Genomic DNA, 17,501 nt, shown 5'->3' with positions numbered 1-17,501 from the left:
ACGTTAATCGACGTGCGGATTCTAGCACGTCTGTATCAAATGGGGTAAATCGCGCCGCGTTTGCGCTAGCGCGGTAGCACTCAACGCTCGCGCCGCCACGCCTCGGCGGTTAACGCTTCGCCAAAATGGCTGGCAATCAGCCGTTTGGTTAAGTCGTGCAGCGGCGAGGCCAGTACGTCAGCGGTGCCGCCGCGCTCCACCACTTCGCCCTGATGCATCACCAGCACCTGATCGCTGATGTGCTTCATCATGCCAAGATGCTGAGTGACATAAATATAAGCGATGCCGTGTTTCTCCTGCAGCTCCAGCATCACGTTCACCAGCTGCGAACGCATGGTCATGTCCAGCGAGGCGAGGGCTTCATCGGCGACAATCACCTTCGGCTGCAGAATCAGCGCGCGCGCCAGCGCCAGACGCTGCTTCTGTCCGGGTGCCAGCATGTGCGGATAATAGCCGGCGTGGTCGCGCAGCAAGCCCGACCTGATGCAGCGTGGCGATGATGCGCTTTTCGCGTGCCTCATCATCAAGATCGGTATTCAGCCGCAGCGGAAAATCAAGGATCTGGCTCACGCGCTGGCGCGGATTGAGCGACGTCGACGGATCCTGAAAAATCATGCGAATCCGCTGGCTGCGGTAGCCGTAATCGCCATAGGAGAGCGGGTGATCGTCGATCAGCATCTCACCTTCGCTTGGCGCCACCATGCCGCTCAGCATCTTCGCCAGCGTGGATTTGCCCGAACCGTTCTCGCCGATAATGGCCAGCGTCTGCTTTTCGCGCAGGGTAAAACTGACGTTTTTCACCGCTTCAACATGCTGGCGCCGAAACAGCCCGGTGCGGTAGCGGTAGGTTTTGCTCAGGTTGCGCACTTCCAGCAGGGTTTCCATTATTGGCTCTCCATATTCAGCGGGAAGTGACAGGCATAAAGATGCGCTTTAGTGCCGCTCAGACGCGGCGTTTCGATGCATTTACGCTGCGCGTAAGGGCAGCGCGAACCGAGACGGCAGCCAATCGGCAGATGTTCCAGCGACGGTGTCGCGCCGGACAGCGTATTCAGGCGGCTTTTATGCGGCAGCGCGCGGCCAAAGTCGGGCATGGCGCGGATCAGCGCCTGAGTATACGGATGGTGCGGCGTTTCCATCAGATCGTCACTCTGCGCGGTTTCCACCGTTTGTCCGCAGTACATCACGTTGATGCGGTCCGCCCACTGAATCATGGTGCGCAGGTCATGGCTGATCAGCAAAATCGTGGTGTTGTTATTCTGATTGAGGCGGCTCAGCAGACGGAAAATCTGCGCCTGCGTGGTGGGTTCCATGGCATTGGTCGGCTCATCGGCAATCAGCAGGCGCGGCTGATTAGCCAGCGCGATGGCGATCATCACCTTCTACAGCAGCAGGAAACCGCCGACTTTTATCAAAAGTACGGCCTGATTGCTCAGCCACTTGATGTAAAGCCGACCTTTTATCGCGGCCTGCAGGTGGCACAACAGTAACCCTTTGTGCGCCGGTATTTGGCGAAAAGGCGTGATGCGCGTAGCATGGCGGCATCAAATCCGCGGCGGATAACCCAATGTTAATCGAAACCTTTGATGGTCATAATGACCTGTTGCTCAACCTGTGGTTGCATCATCGCGACGATCCGGCCGCTGCCTTCTTTGCCGGTATCGACAAGGGACACCTCGATTTTCCGCGCATGCAGCAGGGCGGTTTTGCCGGCGGATTGTTTGCGCTGTTTGTGCCGCCGCAGCGCTACGTCAGCGAAGTGGCGCCGCAGCTGGCCGGTGAAGCGTGGCAGCCGCTGGAGATCCTGTGGCAGCAACTGAAGATTCTGAAAACGCTGGTTGCACGTTCTGACGGCCGGGCGCGCCTGTGCCTCAGCACCGCCGATATCGCCGCCTGCCGGCGCGACGGTGTGCTGGCGATGGTGGCGCACATTGAGGGCGGCGACGGCGCCGACCTTACCGCCTTCTGGCAGGCGGGCGTGCGCAGCATCGGTCCGTTCTGGAACCTGGAAAATCGCTTTGGCGCTGGCGTCACCGGCGCGTTTCCCGGTTCGCCGGATAGCGGCCCGGGGCTGACCGCCGACGGCGAGCGTCTGATCGCGCTGGCGAATCAGCAGCGCATGATGATCGACGTGTCGCACATGAATGAAAAAGCGTTCTGGGACACGGCTCGGCTCTCATCCGCGCCGCTGGTCGCCAGCCACTCGAATGCGCACGCGCTGTGCGCGCAGCCGCGCAATATTACCGACGACCAGCTGCGGGCGATACGCGATAGCGGTGGAGTGGTCGGCATTAATTTCGGCAACGCCTTTCTGCGCGCCGACGGTAAGCGCGACGATGACGGTGGCTTGATCGAAATTGTTAAACACTGTGAGCATCTGATGACTATTATGGGAAGCGATCACGTCGCGCTGGGGTCGGATTTTGACGGCATCAGCGTGCCCGCAGAGCTTAAAGATGTCACCGGTTTGCCGCGGCTGTATGCGCTGATGCGCAGTCTCAACTATGATCAGGCATTGCTGGAACAACTTGCCTAGGGCAACTGGCAGCGGGTATTGCAACAAATCTGGCAGGCGTAAGTGTATTTCCTTACGCAATCAGGGTTGATCTGCTCGCTACATTGGCGCAACATCGCCCCGCGTTATCCATTGCTGGCGGAAGCCTTGTTTTCGCCGCAATGTTTTTAGCAGAGCCTGCTCTGCGTTTTAAGACTATGAGGAAGAATATTATGTGGAAAAAACCTGAGTTTGTTGACCTGCGTCTGGGCTTGGAAGTGACACTGTACATCTCCAACCGCTAAGACGTCCTGCCTGCCGTTCATGCGGGCATTTTCTTTTCCTGCTTCGGTCCTTCACATGTTTATTAAAGTCCTCGGTTCGGCGGCTAGCGGTGGCTTTCCGCAGTGGAACTGTAACTGCGCCAACTGCAGCGGGCTGCGTAACGGCACGATCCAGGCGCAGGCGCGCACCCAATCCTCAATCATTGTCAGCGATAACGATACCGACTGGGTGTTGTGCAACGCTTCGCCGGACATCAGCCAGCAAATCGCCCGGACGCCGGAACTGGTGAAACACGGCGTGCTGCGCGGAACGGCGATTGGCAGCATTATTTTGACCGACAGCCAGATCGATCACACCACCGGTCTGCTGAGCCTGCGTGAGGGCTGCCCGCATCAGGTATGGTGCACGCCGGAAGTGCATGCCGACCTCACCAGCGGCTTCCCGATTTTTACCATGCTGCAGCACTGGAACGGCGGCCTGCTGCATCGTGCGCTCACGCCGTTTCGCGTTAACGTCTGCGCCAGCCTGCAATTCACCGCCATTCCAATTCTCAGCAATGCGCCACCGTATTCGCCGTATCGCGCTCATCCGCTGCCGGGACATAACGTGGCGCTGTTTATCGAAAACACCGCCAGCGGGCAGACGCTGCTGTATGCGCCGGGCTTCGGCGCAGAGGATGTGGTGCTGCTGCGCGGTGACTGGACACAACCGGATCCGGCCATCGGCGAGTTCCTGCGCCGCCGCGATCGCGTAGCGATCCCCTTTAACCAGATTTACGGCCCGGCACTGCCGCACGGCCAGATTTTATCGCCGTTATTAAGTCGTGATGCGGTGATTTCAACACTCTCTGAGGCAAAAAAATGATGAAAAAATCCCTGTTACTTTCGCTGATGTTACTGGCGGCACCAGCCCTGGCCGCCGCGCCGTTTACACCCGAGCAGGAGGCGCGCATCAAACAGCTGATTCGCGAAACCCTGGTGCAAAATCCGGCGATTCTGGCGGAAGCCGCCGATGCATTTGATAAAGAAGCCGCGCGCCAGCAGCAAAACGTGGTCGCGCAGATGGTAGAGAAAAACCGCGCGGCGCTGTTTAACGACGCCGGCTCACCGCGCATCGGTGCAAAAAAACCGGCACTGACGCTGGTCTATTTCACCGACTACAACTGCGTCTTTTGCAAAAAGTTTGAGGCGGACATCGAAAAACTGCTGCACAACTATCCGCAGGTGGCCGTGGTGCTGAAGCCGCTGCCGTACCGCGCTGAAAGCTCGCTCAGTTCGGCGCGTCTGGCGCTGACGGTGTGGGATCAGCAGCCGAATAACTTTCTTAAGCTGCATGAACGACTGATGGCAAAAAAAGGCAACCATGATGAAGCCAGCATCGCCGCCGCGCTGGACAGAAATGGCATCAGCCTGTCGGCGCCGAGCACGGCCAGCCTCGACACCATCAACCTCAACCTGACGCTGGCGCAGCAGCTCGGTGTGCAGGGTACGCCCGCCACGCTGGTTGGCAATCAGCTGATCAGCGGGGCAGTGCCTTATGCACAGCTGGAAGCCGCGGTAAAAGGTGCGCTGCAGGCTCAGCCATGAGCCGGGTAACGCGCTGGCTGCGCGAAGGCGTGCTGTTGTTGCTGATGGCAGCACAGCGAAGATCGCTATGACTGGGCAACCATCAACCTGCGCGCATCCCAGGCGATTACTGAAAACTTTGCGCTGCAATATGAAGCGTCGTGGCTGTATATGGACCTCAAACCCAATGGTCGCAGCTATCAGCATGGCGGCAGCATCGCGACGTACAACGCGGTGAAGGGCGATGTATATAAGCTGACCTTTGCGCCAACGTTTAAAGTCGGCAACATCAACGACATGCTGGTGCGGCCGGAGATTCGCCTGTTCGCGACCTGGATGAACTGGTCTAAAGCGCTGGACAACTATGCGCTGAACGATGATTTCGGCAGCGCGGACTTTACCGCTGGCGGCAACTGGAACTTTGGCGTACAGGCAGAAGTGTGGTTCTGAGATCGCACTTCGCGCTGACCGGCAGAAGGAGTATGCTTTTCAGCTGCCGGGCTGGCGCTTTATTGTCTACGACGGCAACGATATCAGCCTGTACTGCAATCGACACAACGGCGACGATCGACAGCACGCGGCCGCACTGCTGGCTGATTTACAGGCGCGCCAGCAACTGCAGGCGCAGCCGTGGAATGGCGCGGTCGGTGCGACGCAGCTGGCGTGGCTGGAAACGCAGCTTATCGAGGCCCGGGCCTGCGGCCAGCAGGTGGTGGTGTTCGGGCATTACCCGCTGGCTCCGTGCTACAGCCACAGTCTGCTCAACGGTGTGCAGCTGGCAAAGCTGTTCTGCCGCTATGGCGTGCGCGCCTGTTTTGCCGGCCACGATCACCGCGGCGGCTATCATCGCCGCGCGGATACAGTGTTTATAACCCTGCAGGGGATGCTGGATGGCCCGTCGCGCGTGCCCTTTGCGATGGTGGAACTGACGGGCGAGACGTTGCGGCTGCGGGGATGGGGCGGCGAAATCAGCCGCGAAGAGGTAAACGGTGCCGCGCCGATCGCTAGCCGGCCAGGTTAAAACTGTTGTCAATGCGCAATAAAATCTCAGCCGTCGAGACTGATCCATCCAGACAAAGGGTGATCCAATGCTTTTTGTTCATATGGTAGCCCGGGAAATAAACCTCTCCATCGACCAGCGAAGCGATCGCCTGCGGCGAGACTTTAATATTGACGATTTCAATCAGGCTATCATCCGATCGGCCCAGCTTGCTGCTTTGAATCGTCAACAGCGCGCCGAACCACTTTTGATTATCTTTGCGGCGAAAGATGGCGTTTTTAGGAAAGCGCGGCCATAAGAATTCCAGCTCACTCTGATACTGCTGCTTTAGGTGCTGAATGATCGCATCGGCCTGAGGTGTTTTGAAATTCTTCTGCGGGAAACGCTGAGTAACAGCGATGAAACGCTGGATGAAGAGCGGGAAGCCGTGCGCGTGATGCTGGGTAAACGCGTCGATGGCATCATCGTCGCGCCGTGCAGCTCATTGTTTGAGGATAACGAACATCTTCGCCAGGTGCTGGCAGAAGGGCGTTCATTAATGATGTTCGACCGGGCAGTGCAGGGGATGGAGGTGGAGACCATCCAAGCGAACTTTGTCGCGGTGGCCAAACAGGCGACGGAGCTGTTGCTGGCGGCTGGGCATCAGCGTATTGCTTATCTCTCCAGCATGCGCAGCGCTGCACCATATTCGCCGGCAATCACACTGGGCCCCACGCCGGTGGCGCAACGTGTTAGCGGAATGATTGACGCCTACCGGGCCGCGGGTAAGGAACTGGACCCGGCGCTGATTCGGCTTAATGCACTCAGCGAAGCCATCAATGTGTGAAAATTTATCTCAGTGGTGCGATGCTATTCTAAATGATTATGACTTTCTCACAGGTCATTCGTGATGCATCAATGGCAGACCACTCACGGAAAAATTAAGCAGAACCAGCGATTAGTGCCTGTTATTCCTTTTTTTTGGGTGGTGAGTTTTCAGTTAAGAATTTGCGTGCTCAGCAATCTGTAACAGCAATGCGAGCAAGGGGAAGTATTGCAATTCAGATTAGAGATGTGCCAGATGGTGGAACTATAAAACTAAATGTTGATGACTGAGAAATGCTTAGGTGCTGCTGAATGAATTCTGTGTAGTGAAAAGAAGAATTTTCCTTAGCGATGCCGTTTTTTTATTCAATGCCGGAAGGGATAGATACAAACATTGTTGAATAGATGACAGCAACGCGCAGTGTCAGTATAAATTATAACGCCGTGGAGACAAACGGACCAGTGGGATAAGTTTTCACATAGTGAAGTCGTGGTGGAATGAGTTGTGTGCCTGGTAAGAGGTGTGAAGGGCGAAACTGAAGGATTAAGATACGTGATTAGATATCTTATTTAACATAATAGACATTAAGCGAAGTTGCGGGGTAGAGGAGCTAATTTTGACCTCAACGATCTCTACGCCTTGCGCGCGCTGGTGGAGTACGGCAACTTTCGTCTGGCGGCGGAGTCGATCTGCCTGTCGCAGTCAGCGCTCAGCCGCAGAATTGAAAAGCTGGAAGCGGCGCTCTCACTCAGGCTGGCGCCGGCCAGCTGAAAGCGCTGCCAGGTGACTTCCACCAGACGCATCGCTTCGGCATCCGGGCACTGCGAACCGCGCTGCTGATACACGCTGTCGAGCCGCGCAAACAGCGCCGGGTTAATTATCGGGCACGCTTATGGTGCAGGGCTGCACTGTAAACGTGCAGGAAAGATCCTGCAACACGCCGCTCACGCTTTTCATGAGCGCCGCTGCGGGGTTAATGCTAAGGTGTGGCAGAGAACCTGAAATCGTATAAGGAACAGTGAGATGATTATTTTTGTTACCGGTGCTACCGCCGGTTTTGGTCAAAGTATCACCCGCCGCTTCATTGCTACAGGTCACAAAGTGATCGCCAGCGGACGCCGTGCTGAGCGTTTGCAGGAATTAAAACAGGAACTGGGCGACAACCTGTACACCGTGCAGCTGGATGTGCGTAATCGCGCGGCTATCGAAGAAGCCATCGCCGCCCTGCCCGCCGAATGGCGTGATATCGATGTGCTGGTTAACAATGCCGGGCTGGCGCTGGGCGTCGAACCGGCGCATAAAGCCAGTGTTGAAGACTGGGAAAATATGATCGACACCAACAACAAAGGGCTGGTGTATATGACGCGCGCCGTGCTGCCTGCCATGGTGGAACGCAACGTCGGTCACATCGTCAACATTGGCTCGATTGCCGGCAGCTGGCCGTATGCTGGCGGCAACGTGTACGGTGCGACCAAGGCGTTTGTGCGCCAGTTCAGCCTCAACCTGCGCACCGACCTGCACGGCACCGCGCTGCGCGTCACCGATATCGAGCCTGGCCTGGTGGGCGGCACCGAGTTTTCGAACGTGCGCTTCAAAGGTGACGATGGCCGCGCGGATGCGGTGTATGAAGGCACCACCGCGCTGACGGCGGAAGACGTGACGGAAGCGGTCTATTGGGTGACCACGCTGCCAAAGCACGTCAACATCAACACGCTGGAAATCATGCCGGTGACGCAAACCACCGCCGGACTGAAAGTGTTTAAAGGATAAGCAAGCTTCGCGTGGCGGCCCGTCGGGTCGCCCTGCGCGGCCGGTTCAAGCCTTGCCCCAGCCGATAACGATAATCAGCATGCCGCTGAACGCCACCAGCGCACCGACCCAATCCCAAGCACTCAGCCTGACCCCATCGACCAGCCGCAGCCTGATCAGCGCCGTTAACACATAGACGCCACCATAAGCCGCATACACTCGGCCGCTGGCTGCCGGATGCAGGGTCAGTAGCCAGACAAACAGCGCCAGGCTGGCTGCGGCCGGTAACAATAGCCAGGCGCTCAAACCACGCTTCAGCCACAGCCACGGCAGAAAACAGCCGGTGATCTCGGCAATCGCAGTGATAAAAAACAGCAGCGCGGTTTTCACCAGCATACAAAGTCTCTCTGATCGTTAAACAAACCGCTCACCGCTGGTGAGCAAAGAAGCAGCGATGATATACTGACAAACAGTGTTGTGACAGCCGCCCTGCGCGCTGTGCTGGAGTTAACGAAAGGAAATGACGATGAAAAAACTGTTTTCCGCCCTGCTGGCTACCACGCTGACCGCCAGCGTATTGCTGACTGCGCCGCTGGCTGTCGCTAAGACGGATCGCCTGATTATTGAAGATGGCAACAACGCGGCCAGCAACGAGGCGGCGCGTCAGAGCAAAGAGCAGTGGAACGATACGCGCAACCTGCGTAACAAGGTGAATACCCGCGTGGAGAAAGAGTTCGATAAGGCAGACCGGGCCTTTGATACCCGCGACGCCTGCGAAAAAAGCTACAACGTTAATGCGTACTGGGAACCGAACACCCTGCGCTGCCTCGATCGCCGCACCGGCCGTCCGCTGGCGCCGTAACGCGCGCCAGCTGCTATAGTTTTCACGGGAATGACGCAACAAGGAGTGAGTGATGAAAAAACGTAATGCAGTTGTGTTGCTAATGGCGCTGGCGTTACCGCTGGCGGTGCAGGCGTCCTGCGAAAGCGTGCGCGCCGACATCAGCAAAAAGATCATCAACAATGGCGTGGCGGAATCTGATTTTACGCTGGATATCGTGCCGAACGATCAGGTTGATCAGGCAGGCGGTCAGCTCGTTGGCCACTGTGAAAACGACACGCAGAAAATCGTTTACAAGAAGAACGGTCGCGATACGGACAGCAGCGTGCCGGACAGCGCGGGCAGCTCGCAGGATGCTCCCGCACAGTAATCCCTTCGGGCGGCTCGTCGGCCGCCCTGCTTTATTCCGCCTCCGGCCGCTGACGCGGCATCAGCCACGCAATCCACAACGTCAGCAACGCAATCAGCAATGCCACCACAAAAACCCAGTGCAGTGAACTGGCAATTTGCCCAGTGCAGAAGTGTAACTGCGCCTGACGGCTCTCTGGTGCCATAATTTTCTGCATCGGATCGCTGGCCTGCGGCAGCCGCAGGGACAGATTGAGATTGAGCATCGCGCCCATTATCGCCGTGCCGATGGCCGATTCCAGCATGCGGCTGAACATGATCGAGGCGGTGCAGATGCCGCGAATTTCATAGTGCGCATGATTTTGTACCGACACCAGAAAGGTGGTGCTGGTCATGCCCATACCGGTGCCAATGACAAACGCCGTCAGCCCGGCCTGCATGATGCTGCTGTCGGCGCGCAGCAGCAGTAACAGTGCGCTGCCGGCAATCAGTAAAAACGCGCCGAGCTGCGCGGTAAAGCGATACGAGGTAATCAGCATCAGGCGCCCGCTGAGCGTACTGGCCAGCGGCCAGCCAATCGACATCATCGCCAGCGCGCTGCCCGCCTGCAGCGGCGTGCCGCCAGTAATGCCCTGAATCCACGTTGGCAGAAACGCGCTGATGCCCATCATGGTGGCCCCGATAATCAGGTTCCCGGCATTACCGGCAATAATCAGGCGGCTGCGCCACAGCGCCAGCGGAAACAGCGGCGCATCGGCGCGCTGCTCGTGGTGTTTCAGGCGCCAGCCGGCCAGCAGCGCCAGCGCCAGGAACGGCACCAGCCAGAAACCCAGCGCTTCCGCCTGTAACAGCGCCACCAGCAGTGCGGTGACGCTGATCATCAACCAGCAACTGCCGGTCAGATTCAGCGTTGCGCCCTGATGCTGTTCGCGCGCCGGCAGAAAACGCGCCAGCAGCAGCATTGAGAGCAGGCCAATCGGCACGTTAACCCAGAAAATTACCGACCAGTTAAAGTGCTGTACCAGCCAGGCGCCGCTCAGCGGACCAATGACGGCCGCGACGCCCCATACGCTGGAGAGCCAGCCCTGCACGCTGGCGCGCTCGCGCGGCGAATAAATGTCTGCCACGATGGTGGTGGTCAGCGGCATGATCGCGCCGGCACCCAGTCCCTGAAAGGCACGAAACACAATCAGCCACGTCATGCTATGGGCAAAACCGCACAGCACCGAGCCCAGCAAAAACAGTGTTACGCCGATGAAAAATAATCGTTTGCGGCCCCAGATGTCAGCCAGTCTGCCATACAACGGGACGCTTACCGCCTGCGTCAGCAGATAAATGGAAAACACCCAGCCAAACTGCGCGAAACCGCCAAGATCGGCAATGATGGTTGGCATTGCCGTGGCCACAATAGTGACCTCAATGGCAGCCATAAACATCGCCAGCATGCAGGCAATCAGTATCCAGTGGCGATGTTCCGTTTGTAATTGTGCGCTTTCAGTCATACGTCTCCCTTTTTCTTACAAGGCTAGTCGAAATTTCGCCGACTCAGTTTCCTCCTGCGTGTGCCGCTTTGTGACAACGTCACCTATCTTGATGAAAATTTTTTATTGTCGAGCGACACCTTATTTCATGGGGGTTTCGCTTAGTTTTACCACTTTTTTATCTGCCTGATTTTGCCGTGAAAACTGGCAATGATCATCAAGCGTTGCTATAGCTCTAAAGGCGGTTTCTGGTTTTTCACTGTGAAAAAGCCGGGAAACAGTCATTTTAACTGCAATTTGACAGCGTGCTGGATTTTCGTCTGTGTTTTGCACCGCATAACGCCGGCACGCTGAAAATAACGTCATAAAATCAATCGATTTTTTCAATCAGGGAGACGCACGCTATGCACAATGCATCGCTCGCCCGTCGTGCCGGGCTGGCACTGCTCGCCATCGTGGTGGTGATAGCCCTGCTGGTGTGGGGATTAGGGCTGGATACGCTGCGCGACCGCAAGGTGGATTTACTTTATCTTGTGCAGCAACACCTGTACTCACTGCTGCCGATTGTGCGTAATACCCATACCGCGCTGGAAAACCTGCCGCCCGGGCTGCGCGAAGCCGGTCGCGGTATCGGCATGACCTTCTGGCAGCGCCTGCGCTGGGTGGAAATTCTGATGGCGCTGCCGGTGATTTTTGGCGGCATCCGCACCGCCGTGGTCATGAACGTCGGCGTGATGGCAATTGCGGCGGTGATCGGTGCCGGCGGCCTGGGCCTGCAACTGCTGGACGGCATCAGCGGCAGCGATGTGCGTATGCTGATAGCCGGCGCACTGATGATCTGTTTACTGGCGATTATTCTTGACTGGCTACTGCACCGTCTGCAGTCGGCGCTGACTCCTAAGGGGATTCGATAATGATAAAACTGGAAAACCTGACGAAAACCTTTACGCAAAAAAACGGCACCACGTTCAATGCCGTCGATAACGTCAGCCTGGAAGTGCCTGCCGGGGAGATGTGTGTGCTGCTGCGCCCGTCCGGCTGCGGCAAAACCACCACGCTGAAGATGATTAACCGTCTGATCCCCGCCAGCAGCGGGCGGATTTTAATTAATGGCGAAGACACCAGCGGCCAGGATACCGTCACGCTGCGCCGTAACATCGGCTATGTGATTCAACAGATTGGTCTGTTCCCGAACATGACCATTGAAGAGAACATCACCGTGGTGCCGCGCATGCTGGGCTGGGACAAAAAGCGCTGTCGGGAACGGGCGACGGAGCTGATGAGCATGGTGGCGCTTGACCCGACGAAGTTTCTGCATCGCTATCCGCGTGAGATGTCGGGCGGCCAGCAGCAGCGCATCGGCGTGATCCGCGCGCTGGCGGCGGATCCACCGGTACTGTTGATGGATGAACCGTTCGGTGCCGTCGACCCGATCAACCGCGAGGTAATTCAAAACGAATTCCTTGATATGCAGCGCCAGCTGAAGAAAACGGTGATGCTGGTGAGCCACAATATTGATGAGGCGCTGAAGCTCGGTGACTGCATCGCGGTGTTTGGCTAGGGCAAAATAGTTCAGTGCGCCAGCCCGGACGAACTGCTGGCGCAGCCGGCCAACGAATTTGTCGGCTCGTTCGTCGGTCAGGACCGCACGCTGAAACGTCTGCTGCTGGTGCAGGCTGGCGACGTCACCGATCAGCAGCCGACCATCACCGTGCAGCGCAGTACCCCGCTGCAGGAGGCGTTCGCGACCATGGACGACAACGACATGCGTTCGGTCACGGTGGTAGACGAAGATGGCAAACCGCTGGGCTTTGTCAAACGTCGTGAAGCGCGCGGCGCCACCGGCCGCTGCGAGGAGATGCTGCACACCTTTAAGGTCACCGGCAAAGCGGAGGAGAACCTGCGCGTGGTGCTGTCGAAGCTGTATGAACACAACACGGTATGGATGCCGATTGTCGATGAGGAAGGTCGCTACAGCGGCGAAATTTCGCAGGATTACATCGCGGATTACCTCAGCTCCGGCCGCACGCGCCGTCGTCTCAACCCGTAACTTCGACCGAACCGCGCCACGGAAGGCGCGATTCTGAAGGTAAATTGTGCGTCAGTTGCTCTCTTCGACCGCGCCGACCGCCGCAACCGTTTTAGCTTCATTCGGCAGCACCACGTTTAGCAGCATGGCGAGAATCCCCCCGGTGGTGACCGCATGACCAAACAGATTGCTGACCAGCGGCGGGAACTGTTTCAGCACGTCCGGAACAGCCTCCACCCCGAGGCCGATGCCAAACGACACCGCCACAATCAGCATCTCACGCCGCCCCAGCGGTGCCTGCGTCATGACGCGAATACCGGCGGCGGAATCTGCTGTAGCAGGTTGCCGACCAGCGGGAAGACGCCCAGCAGCACTAGCATCAGTCCAATCACCATTCCTACGTAGCGACTGGCGACGCCGGTCATCTGAATCACCCCGTTGTTCTGCGCAAATGTAGTATTGGGAAACGCCGAGAACAGCGCCGCCAGCAGGCAGCTGAGGCCATCGGCCAGAATCTCGCCCTGCAGCCTGCGCTGAAACCCGTCGCCTTCCAGCGGCTGGCGTGAAATCAGACAGTTGGCGGTCAGGTCGCCCACCGCCTCAATCACGTAAATCACCGAGACCAGCGCGATCGGCACAAACAGTGTCCAGCTAAAATCAAAGCCAAAATGCAGCAGCGAAGGCAGCACCAGCCAGTGCGTCTCCGCCATCGGCTTCAGCGGCAGAAGCGGGCTTTGCACTCTCACTGTGCAGCGCGTCACCCCCGAGTAGCGTAATATCCAGATAACCGCTCAAATCACGCTGTTCAGCGCGCGGCAGATAAGGCAGTTCACCCAACAACGGCGCGTTCAGTTTATCGCGCAGAACATCAATGATTTCAGCATAGTGCGCCAGACCGGGATTAATGCGATTGGCGACCCAGCCCGCCAGCGTCAGGCCATCGGCGGCTATCGCTTCAGCGGTCAGTAAAGCGTGGCTAATGCAACCCTCTTTAATGCCCACCACCAGCACGACCGGCAGTTGCGCCTGCTGCACCCACTGCGACAGCGGACGTAAGTCGTTCATCAGGTTACGCCAGCCGCCAGTGCCTTCCACCACCACGCGTGCGGCGCGATCCTGTAAGCCAGCCAGCCCGCGACTGAGTAACGGATAATCAATGCGCTGCGCCGGGCTGGTGCTGATTTCATCCTCATCCAGCGTCACGGGATTAACGTCGCTGTAGCTCAGCGTCAGGCCGGATGCCTGCTGCAGCAGTACGGCATCTTTATTACGGAGCCCTTCCGGCGTGTGTTGCGCGCTTTTGGCAACCGGCTTGTAGCCAGCCGCACACAGATTCACTTTGGCAAAGCACTGTAACAGTGCGCGGGAAACCATGGTCTTACCCATCGCGGTGTCGGTACCGGTGACAAAAATCGTTTTCACCTTTCTCCTCCTTCATTAAAGCGATGTGTAACCTGCAAAGGAGGCAGTTTAAGGATTTGTCCTAGGCGAGAGCTTGCGTTAGCGCAAACTTAAGGCGGGCTGGCGTTAGTCCTGCAACAGTTTTATCAGTAAATGGCCGCTATAGAGCGCGTCTTTGATCAGCGCCGCGCCGCCCAGCGTGCCGGGATCGTTGAAGGCAGCGGGCGTCAGCTGGATAGCCTGACTGTACGCCGGCAGGGCCTGCTGGCGAATGGTGCGGCTGACCGCCGGGAACAGCACGTCCGCCGCTTGGTTAAGCGGTGAACCGATAAGAATTTGTTGAGGATTAAAGATGTTGACCATCATCGCCAGCATGCGCCCGATATGATGACCGACGCCGGCAATGACGTCACGCGCCAGCCGGTCGCCCTGCTGCGCAGCTGCACACAGGGAGGCCAGCGTCAGCGGCTGCTGGTGCAGCTGGCTGTCCGGCTGCGACGACAAACGCTGTGCCGCCAGCTGCAGCAGGCTGCCCGTGCTGGCCACCGTTTCCAGACAGCCATGGTTGCCGCAGTAACACTGCTGGCCGTAAGGATCGATCTGCGTATGACCGATCTCCACCAGCGCGCGTCCGCTTTTGTGCAGCAGCTGGCCACCGCTGATCACCCTGGCGCCCACCGTTTCGTCAATGACAATCTGAATCACGTCCTGCGCACCCCGTGAGGCACCAAACAGCGCCTCAGCCAGCGTCCATGCTGAGATATCGTGCTGGACGAATACCGGCAGCCCGGTGCGCTGCGCCAGGGTTTCGCCCAGCGGCATATCCTGTACGTCATAGCCCGGCATACGGTGCACCACGCCGGAGGCGGCGTTGATCAGTCCCGGCAGGGTAATGGCGATAGCGGTGAGACGCTCAAGTTTTTGCTGATGGCGAATAAAAAAGGCGTTGATCAGCTCCTGCAGCGTCTGCAGTAGCTGCGTGTCGGCGCTGGCGGGCAGCGGCAGGCGATCTTCTTGTAGCGCGCGGCTGCTGAGATCGCGCAGCGTCAGGGTGATGAAACCCGGCTGAAGGCGAACGGCCAGATAGTGCCAGGCCAGGGTATCGAGGATCAGCCCTATTGCCGGCCGTCCGCGACTGCCCGACTCCTGAAACTCGGTCTCCTGCACCAGATGCGCATCCAGCATTTCGCGCACAATTTTGGTGATGCTGGCCGGAGCCAGCTGGGCACGTTTCGACAGCTCAATCCGCGAAATCGGACCGTAATGGTCAATCAGACGATACACTGCACCGGCATTGGTCTGTTTTATTTGGTCAATATGGCCAGGCTGACTGTCCAGATTCACGCCCTGCTCCCGGATATTTTCGCGCTTCTAAATAAACAGCAGCGATGGTGATGCAGATTGGCGCGCAGCGTCAAACATTTGATTAGAAATGTGATTTATCGCACACAAAGGACTCAGTTTTCTGTGCCCGTGGGGTCACTCCTCGGCATTGTGCAGCAGCAGCGCCATCATATTGCTCATCTGCGCACTCGGCTGGCGCAACGCTGACCACACCAGCCACACCTCAGAAATGGCATCACTTTCCTGTAGCGGAATCCAGGCAACTTCCGCCAGTCGCGCGCGGGCAAACGAGGCGGGTAGAATCGACACGCCAAGGCCGGTTGCCACTAGGCCGAGAATCGTCATGGCTTCACTCACCTCTTGGGTAATGTAAGGTTTGATTTGGTAGCGATGCAGCAGCGCCAGAATTTCACCGTACAGGGCCGTGCCGCCCTGCGCATCAAAGAAAACAAACGGTTCGCTGGCTAACGCTTGGATGCTAATCGACGTCGTCTGTGCCAGCGGATGCGCGTGGTGCACCACCGCGCACAGCGGTTCACGCAGCAACAGGCGGTGCTGAAGATCTTCCGGCAGCGGCGTATTGCGCATAAGGCTTTGTAGAGAATGCGGGAATCTTTTTAATACTGCACCAGCTCAAACGGCCCGGTGCCAATCGGCTGCATGTCCACTTTTTCTGGCGTACCGGCTTTGAGCATGTGGTCGGCATATTCCGCCGAGTGAATCGAGGCGAGTTCGATGTCAAAACCCTCCAGCTCGCCCTGCGCGTTGCGGCTTTCAAACGGCGGATATTGCGACTCTAGGCCGTAGCGCAGGCTCTCCTGCGCCAGCGCCTGCACGGAGGTGATCATGCCCAGTGCGATAAACAGTACGTTCAGTTTTTTCATTATTTTCCCCTAATTACCCTTTAACCCGGCACAGCGCCTGCACGCCGGCTTCGAGCGTTGCATCGTCTTTAGCAAAAGAAAGGCGGATTAATTTATTGTCAGTGCCATCCATATAAAACGCCGACAGCGGAATGGTGGCCACACCGTGATCGACGATGAGACGTTTTACCATTTCACTGTCGCTTTCGTCACTGAAATGTCCGTAGCTGGCCAACATAAAGAACGAACCGGCGCTCGGTAGCAGCCTGAACGGTGAATCCTGCAGCAGCGTCTGCAGCTGGTCGCGCTTCGCCTGATAAAATGACGACAGCTGCAGATAATTTTGCGGGTTCTGCAGATACTGCGCGAAGCCAACCTGCATCGGCGTATCGGCGGCGTACATCATGAACTGATGCACCTTGACGATCTCCGCCATCAGCGCAGCAGGCGCCAGCGCATAGCCGACGCGCCAGCCGGTGACGTGGAAGGTTTTGCCGAAGGAGGACACCACCACGCTACGCTGTGCCAGTTCCGCGTGCGTGGCCATGCCGCAGTGCGTCTGCCCGTCAAACACGATGTGTTCGTAGACTTCATCAGACAACACCACGATGTCGGTATTACGCGTCAGGGCCGCCAGCTGGTCGAGATCGGCGGCATTCAGCACCTGTCCGCTCGGGTTATGTGGCGTATTGATGATAATCATGCGCGTACGCGGCGTGATCGCGGCACGCAGTTCGTTCCAGTTAATCGCAAAATCCGGCACCTGCAGCTTGAGGCCGATCGGTGTCGCGCCCTGTAACCGCACCACCGGCGCGTAGCTGTCAAAGGCCGGCTCAAAGAAGATCACTTCATCACCCGGATGCACCAGCGCCGAAATCGCCATGTAGATGCCCTGACTGGCACTGCCGGTAATCAATACTTCGCTAGCGGCATCGTACTGCTGGCCATACAGGCGGTGCACTTTCTCCGCCAGCGCTTCACGCAGCGCTGGTAAACCGGTCATCGCGGCGTACTGATTATGGCCGTCGCGCATCGCCTGGCTGACCAGCGCCACCAGCTGCGGGTCACACGGGAAATTGGGCGCGCCCTGGGAGAGATTGACGGCCTGGTGCTGCGCGGACAGCTGGCCGATAACGCTAAAAATGGTGGTGCCGACGTCCGGCTGTTTGGAAGAGAGCTTCACGCTGCTGTTCAGGGCCATCATTGCTCCACAGGTTGCATAACCACGTATCGGAAGTAGATTTCTATTCAACGGCGCGATGCTTGAGTCGACAAGCGAATTGTTGTCATAATAGC

At 57.7% G+C, this 17,501-nt stretch carries 15 protein-coding genes and 10 pseudogenes; 13 read left to right on the top strand and 12 right to left on the bottom strand.

From position 1 onward, the window contains the following. Positions 1-80: 80 nt before the first annotated feature. Both sapF and AC6I8M_RS06530 read right to left on the bottom strand, forming a co-directional pair. A pseudogene (gene sapF / locus AC6I8M_RS06535) lies at positions 81-885 on the bottom strand (putrescine export ABC transporter ATP-binding protein SapF). Continuing rightward, positions 885-1,382 (bottom strand): annotated as a pseudogene (locus AC6I8M_RS06530) (oligopeptide/dipeptide ABC transporter ATP-binding protein); the annotation flags it as partial. The pseudogenes AC6I8M_RS06530 and sapF, both read right to left, overlap by 1 nt. 191 nt (positions 1,383-1,573) lie before the next feature. On the opposite strand from AC6I8M_RS06530, the gene AC6I8M_RS06525 reads away from it, so the two are divergent. From AC6I8M_RS06525 to AC6I8M_RS06500, 6 genes and pseudogenes are all read left to right on the top strand, one after another. Next, positions 1,574-2,536 carry a membrane dipeptidase gene (locus tag AC6I8M_RS06525; RefSeq protein ID WP_318285055.1) on the top strand — a complete coding sequence of 321 codons (963 nt, stop codon included), beginning with the start codon at positions 1,574-1,576 and terminating at the stop codon, positions 2,534-2,536. A gap of 191 nt (positions 2,537-2,727) precedes the next feature. Then, positions 2,728-2,799, top strand: coding sequence for a pyrroloquinoline quinone precursor peptide PqqA (gene pqqA, locus AC6I8M_RS06520; RefSeq protein WP_010617686.1), 72 nt, complete (start codon positions 2,728-2,730; stop codon positions 2,797-2,799). 55 nt (positions 2,800-2,854) lie between these two features. Continuing rightward, positions 2,855-3,487, top strand: a pseudogene (locus AC6I8M_RS06515) (pyrroloquinoline quinone biosynthesis protein PqqB); the annotation flags it as partial. Positions 3,488-3,642: 155 nt separating this feature from the next. Continuing rightward, positions 3,643-4,365, top strand: coding sequence for a DsbA family protein (locus AC6I8M_RS06510; RefSeq protein ID WP_058948719.1), 723 nt, complete (start codon positions 3,643-3,645; stop codon positions 4,363-4,365). 48 nt (positions 4,366-4,413) lie between these two features. After that, positions 4,414-4,794, top strand: a pseudogene (locus AC6I8M_RS06505) (carbohydrate porin); the annotation flags it as partial. Between the two features lie 31 nt (positions 4,795-4,825). Then, positions 4,826-5,365 (top strand): annotated as a pseudogene (locus AC6I8M_RS06500) (metallophosphoesterase family protein); the annotation flags it as partial. Here the strand turns inward: AC6I8M_RS06500 and AC6I8M_RS06495 are convergent. Then, positions 5,349-5,615 carry an MmcQ/YjbR family DNA-binding protein gene (locus AC6I8M_RS06495; protein WP_498013798.1) on the bottom strand — a complete coding sequence of 89 codons (267 nt, stop codon included), beginning with the start codon at positions 5,613-5,615 and terminating at the stop codon, positions 5,349-5,351. The pseudogene AC6I8M_RS06500 and the gene AC6I8M_RS06495 sit on opposite strands and share 17 nt — an antisense overlap. 60 nt (positions 5,616-5,675) lie before the next feature. Between AC6I8M_RS06495 and AC6I8M_RS06490 the strand changes: the two genes are divergently transcribed. The 3 genes and pseudogenes from AC6I8M_RS06490 (at position 5,676) to ydfG (ending at position 7,919) form a co-directional block, all read left to right on the top strand. After that, positions 5,676-6,170, top strand: coding sequence for a substrate-binding domain-containing protein (locus AC6I8M_RS06490; RefSeq protein WP_022547848.1), 495 nt, complete (start codon positions 5,676-5,678; stop codon positions 6,168-6,170). A gap of 573 nt (positions 6,171-6,743) precedes the next feature. Further along, a pseudogene (locus AC6I8M_RS06485) lies at positions 6,744-6,905 on the top strand (helix-turn-helix domain-containing protein); the annotation flags it as partial. A 267-nt stretch (positions 6,906-7,172) separates the two neighbouring features. Beyond that, the gene (gene ydfG / locus AC6I8M_RS06480; RefSeq protein WP_010618462.1) at positions 7,173-7,919 is read left to right on the top strand and encodes a bifunctional NADP-dependent 3-hydroxy acid dehydrogenase/3-hydroxypropionate dehydrogenase YdfG; all 747 of its coding nucleotides are present in this window, start codon (positions 7,173-7,175) and stop codon (positions 7,917-7,919) included. Positions 7,920-7,964: 45 nt separating this feature from the next. Here the strand turns inward: ydfG and AC6I8M_RS06475 are convergent, their stop codons facing one another. Next, positions 7,965-8,291 carry a YnfA family protein gene (locus tag AC6I8M_RS06475; RefSeq protein WP_041387521.1) on the bottom strand — a complete coding sequence of 109 codons (327 nt, stop codon included), beginning with the start codon at positions 8,289-8,291 and terminating at the stop codon, positions 7,965-7,967. A gap of 133 nt (positions 8,292-8,424) precedes the next feature. On the opposite strand from AC6I8M_RS06475, the gene AC6I8M_RS06470 reads away from it, so the two are divergent. Both AC6I8M_RS06470 and AC6I8M_RS06465 read left to right on the top strand, forming a co-directional pair. Next, positions 8,425-8,760: a DUF1283 family protein gene (locus tag AC6I8M_RS06470; RefSeq protein ID WP_010618460.1), complete on the top strand. Its 336-nt coding sequence runs from the start codon at positions 8,425-8,427 to the stop codon at positions 8,758-8,760. Positions 8,761-8,812: 52 nt separating this feature from the next. Then, entirely contained in the window at positions 8,813-9,109 is a 297-nt protein-coding gene (locus AC6I8M_RS06465) for a DUF1161 domain-containing protein (RefSeq protein ID WP_010618459.1), read from the top strand. 31 nt (positions 9,110-9,140) lie between these two features. Here the strand turns inward: AC6I8M_RS06465 and AC6I8M_RS06460 are convergent, their stop codons facing one another. Next, a complete protein-coding gene (locus AC6I8M_RS06460) occupies positions 9,141-10,589 on the bottom strand; it encodes an MDR family MFS transporter (protein WP_010618458.1) in 1,449 nt (482 codons plus the stop codon). A gap of 120 nt (positions 10,590-10,709) precedes the next feature. Further along, positions 10,710-10,901: a hypothetical protein gene (locus tag AC6I8M_RS06455; protein ID WP_195910872.1), complete on the bottom strand. Its 192-nt coding sequence runs from the start codon at positions 10,899-10,901 to the stop codon at positions 10,710-10,712. A 71-nt stretch (positions 10,902-10,972) separates the two neighbouring features. Here AC6I8M_RS06455 and AC6I8M_RS06450 point away from each other — a divergent pair, with 71 nt between their 5' ends. Next, entirely contained in the window at positions 10,973-11,482 is a 510-nt protein-coding gene (locus AC6I8M_RS06450; protein ID WP_010618457.1) for an ABC transporter permease, read from the top strand. Continuing rightward, a pseudogene (gene osmV, locus AC6I8M_RS06445) lies at positions 11,482-12,618 on the top strand (osmoprotectant ABC transporter ATP-binding protein OsmV). The gene AC6I8M_RS06450 and the pseudogene osmV overlap by 1 nt, the downstream one beginning before the upstream one ends. A gap of 51 nt (positions 12,619-12,669) precedes the next feature. Here osmV and AC6I8M_RS06440 read toward each other — a convergent pair. The 6 genes and pseudogenes from AC6I8M_RS06440 to AC6I8M_RS06415 all read right to left on the bottom strand — a co-directional run. After that, a pseudogene (locus AC6I8M_RS06440) lies at positions 12,670-13,349 on the bottom strand (solute carrier family 23 protein); the annotation flags it as partial. Next, positions 13,255-14,019 (bottom strand): dethiobiotin synthase, encoded by a 765-nt coding sequence (bioD, locus tag AC6I8M_RS06435; protein ID WP_010618455.1) that lies wholly within the window; start codon positions 14,017-14,019, stop codon positions 13,255-13,257. The pseudogene AC6I8M_RS06440 and the gene bioD, both read right to left, overlap by 95 nt. 105 nt (positions 14,020-14,124) lie before the next feature. Beyond that, the gene (gene mlc / locus AC6I8M_RS06430; RefSeq protein WP_010618454.1) at positions 14,125-15,342 is read right to left on the bottom strand and encodes a sugar metabolism global transcriptional regulator Mlc; all 1,218 of its coding nucleotides are present in this window, start codon (positions 15,340-15,342) and stop codon (positions 14,125-14,127) included. 135 nt (positions 15,343-15,477) lie between these two features. Continuing rightward, positions 15,478-15,933 (bottom strand): annotated as a pseudogene (locus AC6I8M_RS06425) (LysR family substrate-binding domain-containing protein); the annotation flags it as partial. Positions 15,934-16,064: 131 nt separating this feature from the next. Next, positions 16,065-16,226, bottom strand: a pseudogene (locus tag AC6I8M_RS06420) (ABC transporter substrate-binding protein); the annotation flags it as partial. 13 nt (positions 16,227-16,239) lie between these two features. After that, on the bottom strand, positions 16,240-17,406 hold the full coding sequence (locus tag AC6I8M_RS06415) for a methionine aminotransferase (RefSeq protein WP_498013797.1): 1,167 nt from the start codon (positions 17,404-17,406) through the stop codon (positions 16,240-16,242). Positions 17,407-17,501: the final 95 nt, after the last annotated feature.

Source organism: Type-A symbiont of Plautia stali (assembly GCF_059731155.1).
Note: the sequence above shows the minus strand (reverse complement) of the source record. Positions and strands in the feature narration are given on the sequence as shown.

Bases quoted from the DNA above. Each gene is read 5' to 3' on its own strand.
- AC6I8M_RS06510 (WP_058948719.1), top strand. From the start codon at position 3,643: ATGAAAAAATCCCTGTTACTTTCGCTGATGTTACTGGCGGCACCAGCC.
- ydfG (WP_010618462.1), top strand. From the start codon at position 7,173: ATGATTATTTTTGTTACCGGTGCTACCGCCGGTTTTGGTCAAAGTATC.
- AC6I8M_RS06470 (WP_010618460.1), top strand. From the start codon at position 8,425: ATGAAAAAACTGTTTTCCGCCCTGCTGGCTACCACGCTGACCGCCAGC.
- AC6I8M_RS06465 (WP_010618459.1), top strand. From the start codon at position 8,813: ATGAAAAAACGTAATGCAGTTGTGTTGCTAATGGCGCTGGCGTTACCG.
- AC6I8M_RS06460 (WP_010618458.1), bottom strand. From the start codon at position 10,589: ATGACTGAAAGCGCACAATTACAAACGGAACATCGCCACTGGATACTG.
- AC6I8M_RS06450 (WP_010618457.1), top strand. From the start codon at position 10,973: ATGCACAATGCATCGCTCGCCCGTCGTGCCGGGCTGGCACTGCTCGCC.
- AC6I8M_RS06415 (WP_498013797.1), bottom strand. From the start codon at position 17,406: ATGGCCCTGAACAGCAGCGTGAAGCTCTCTTCCAAACAGCCGGACGTC.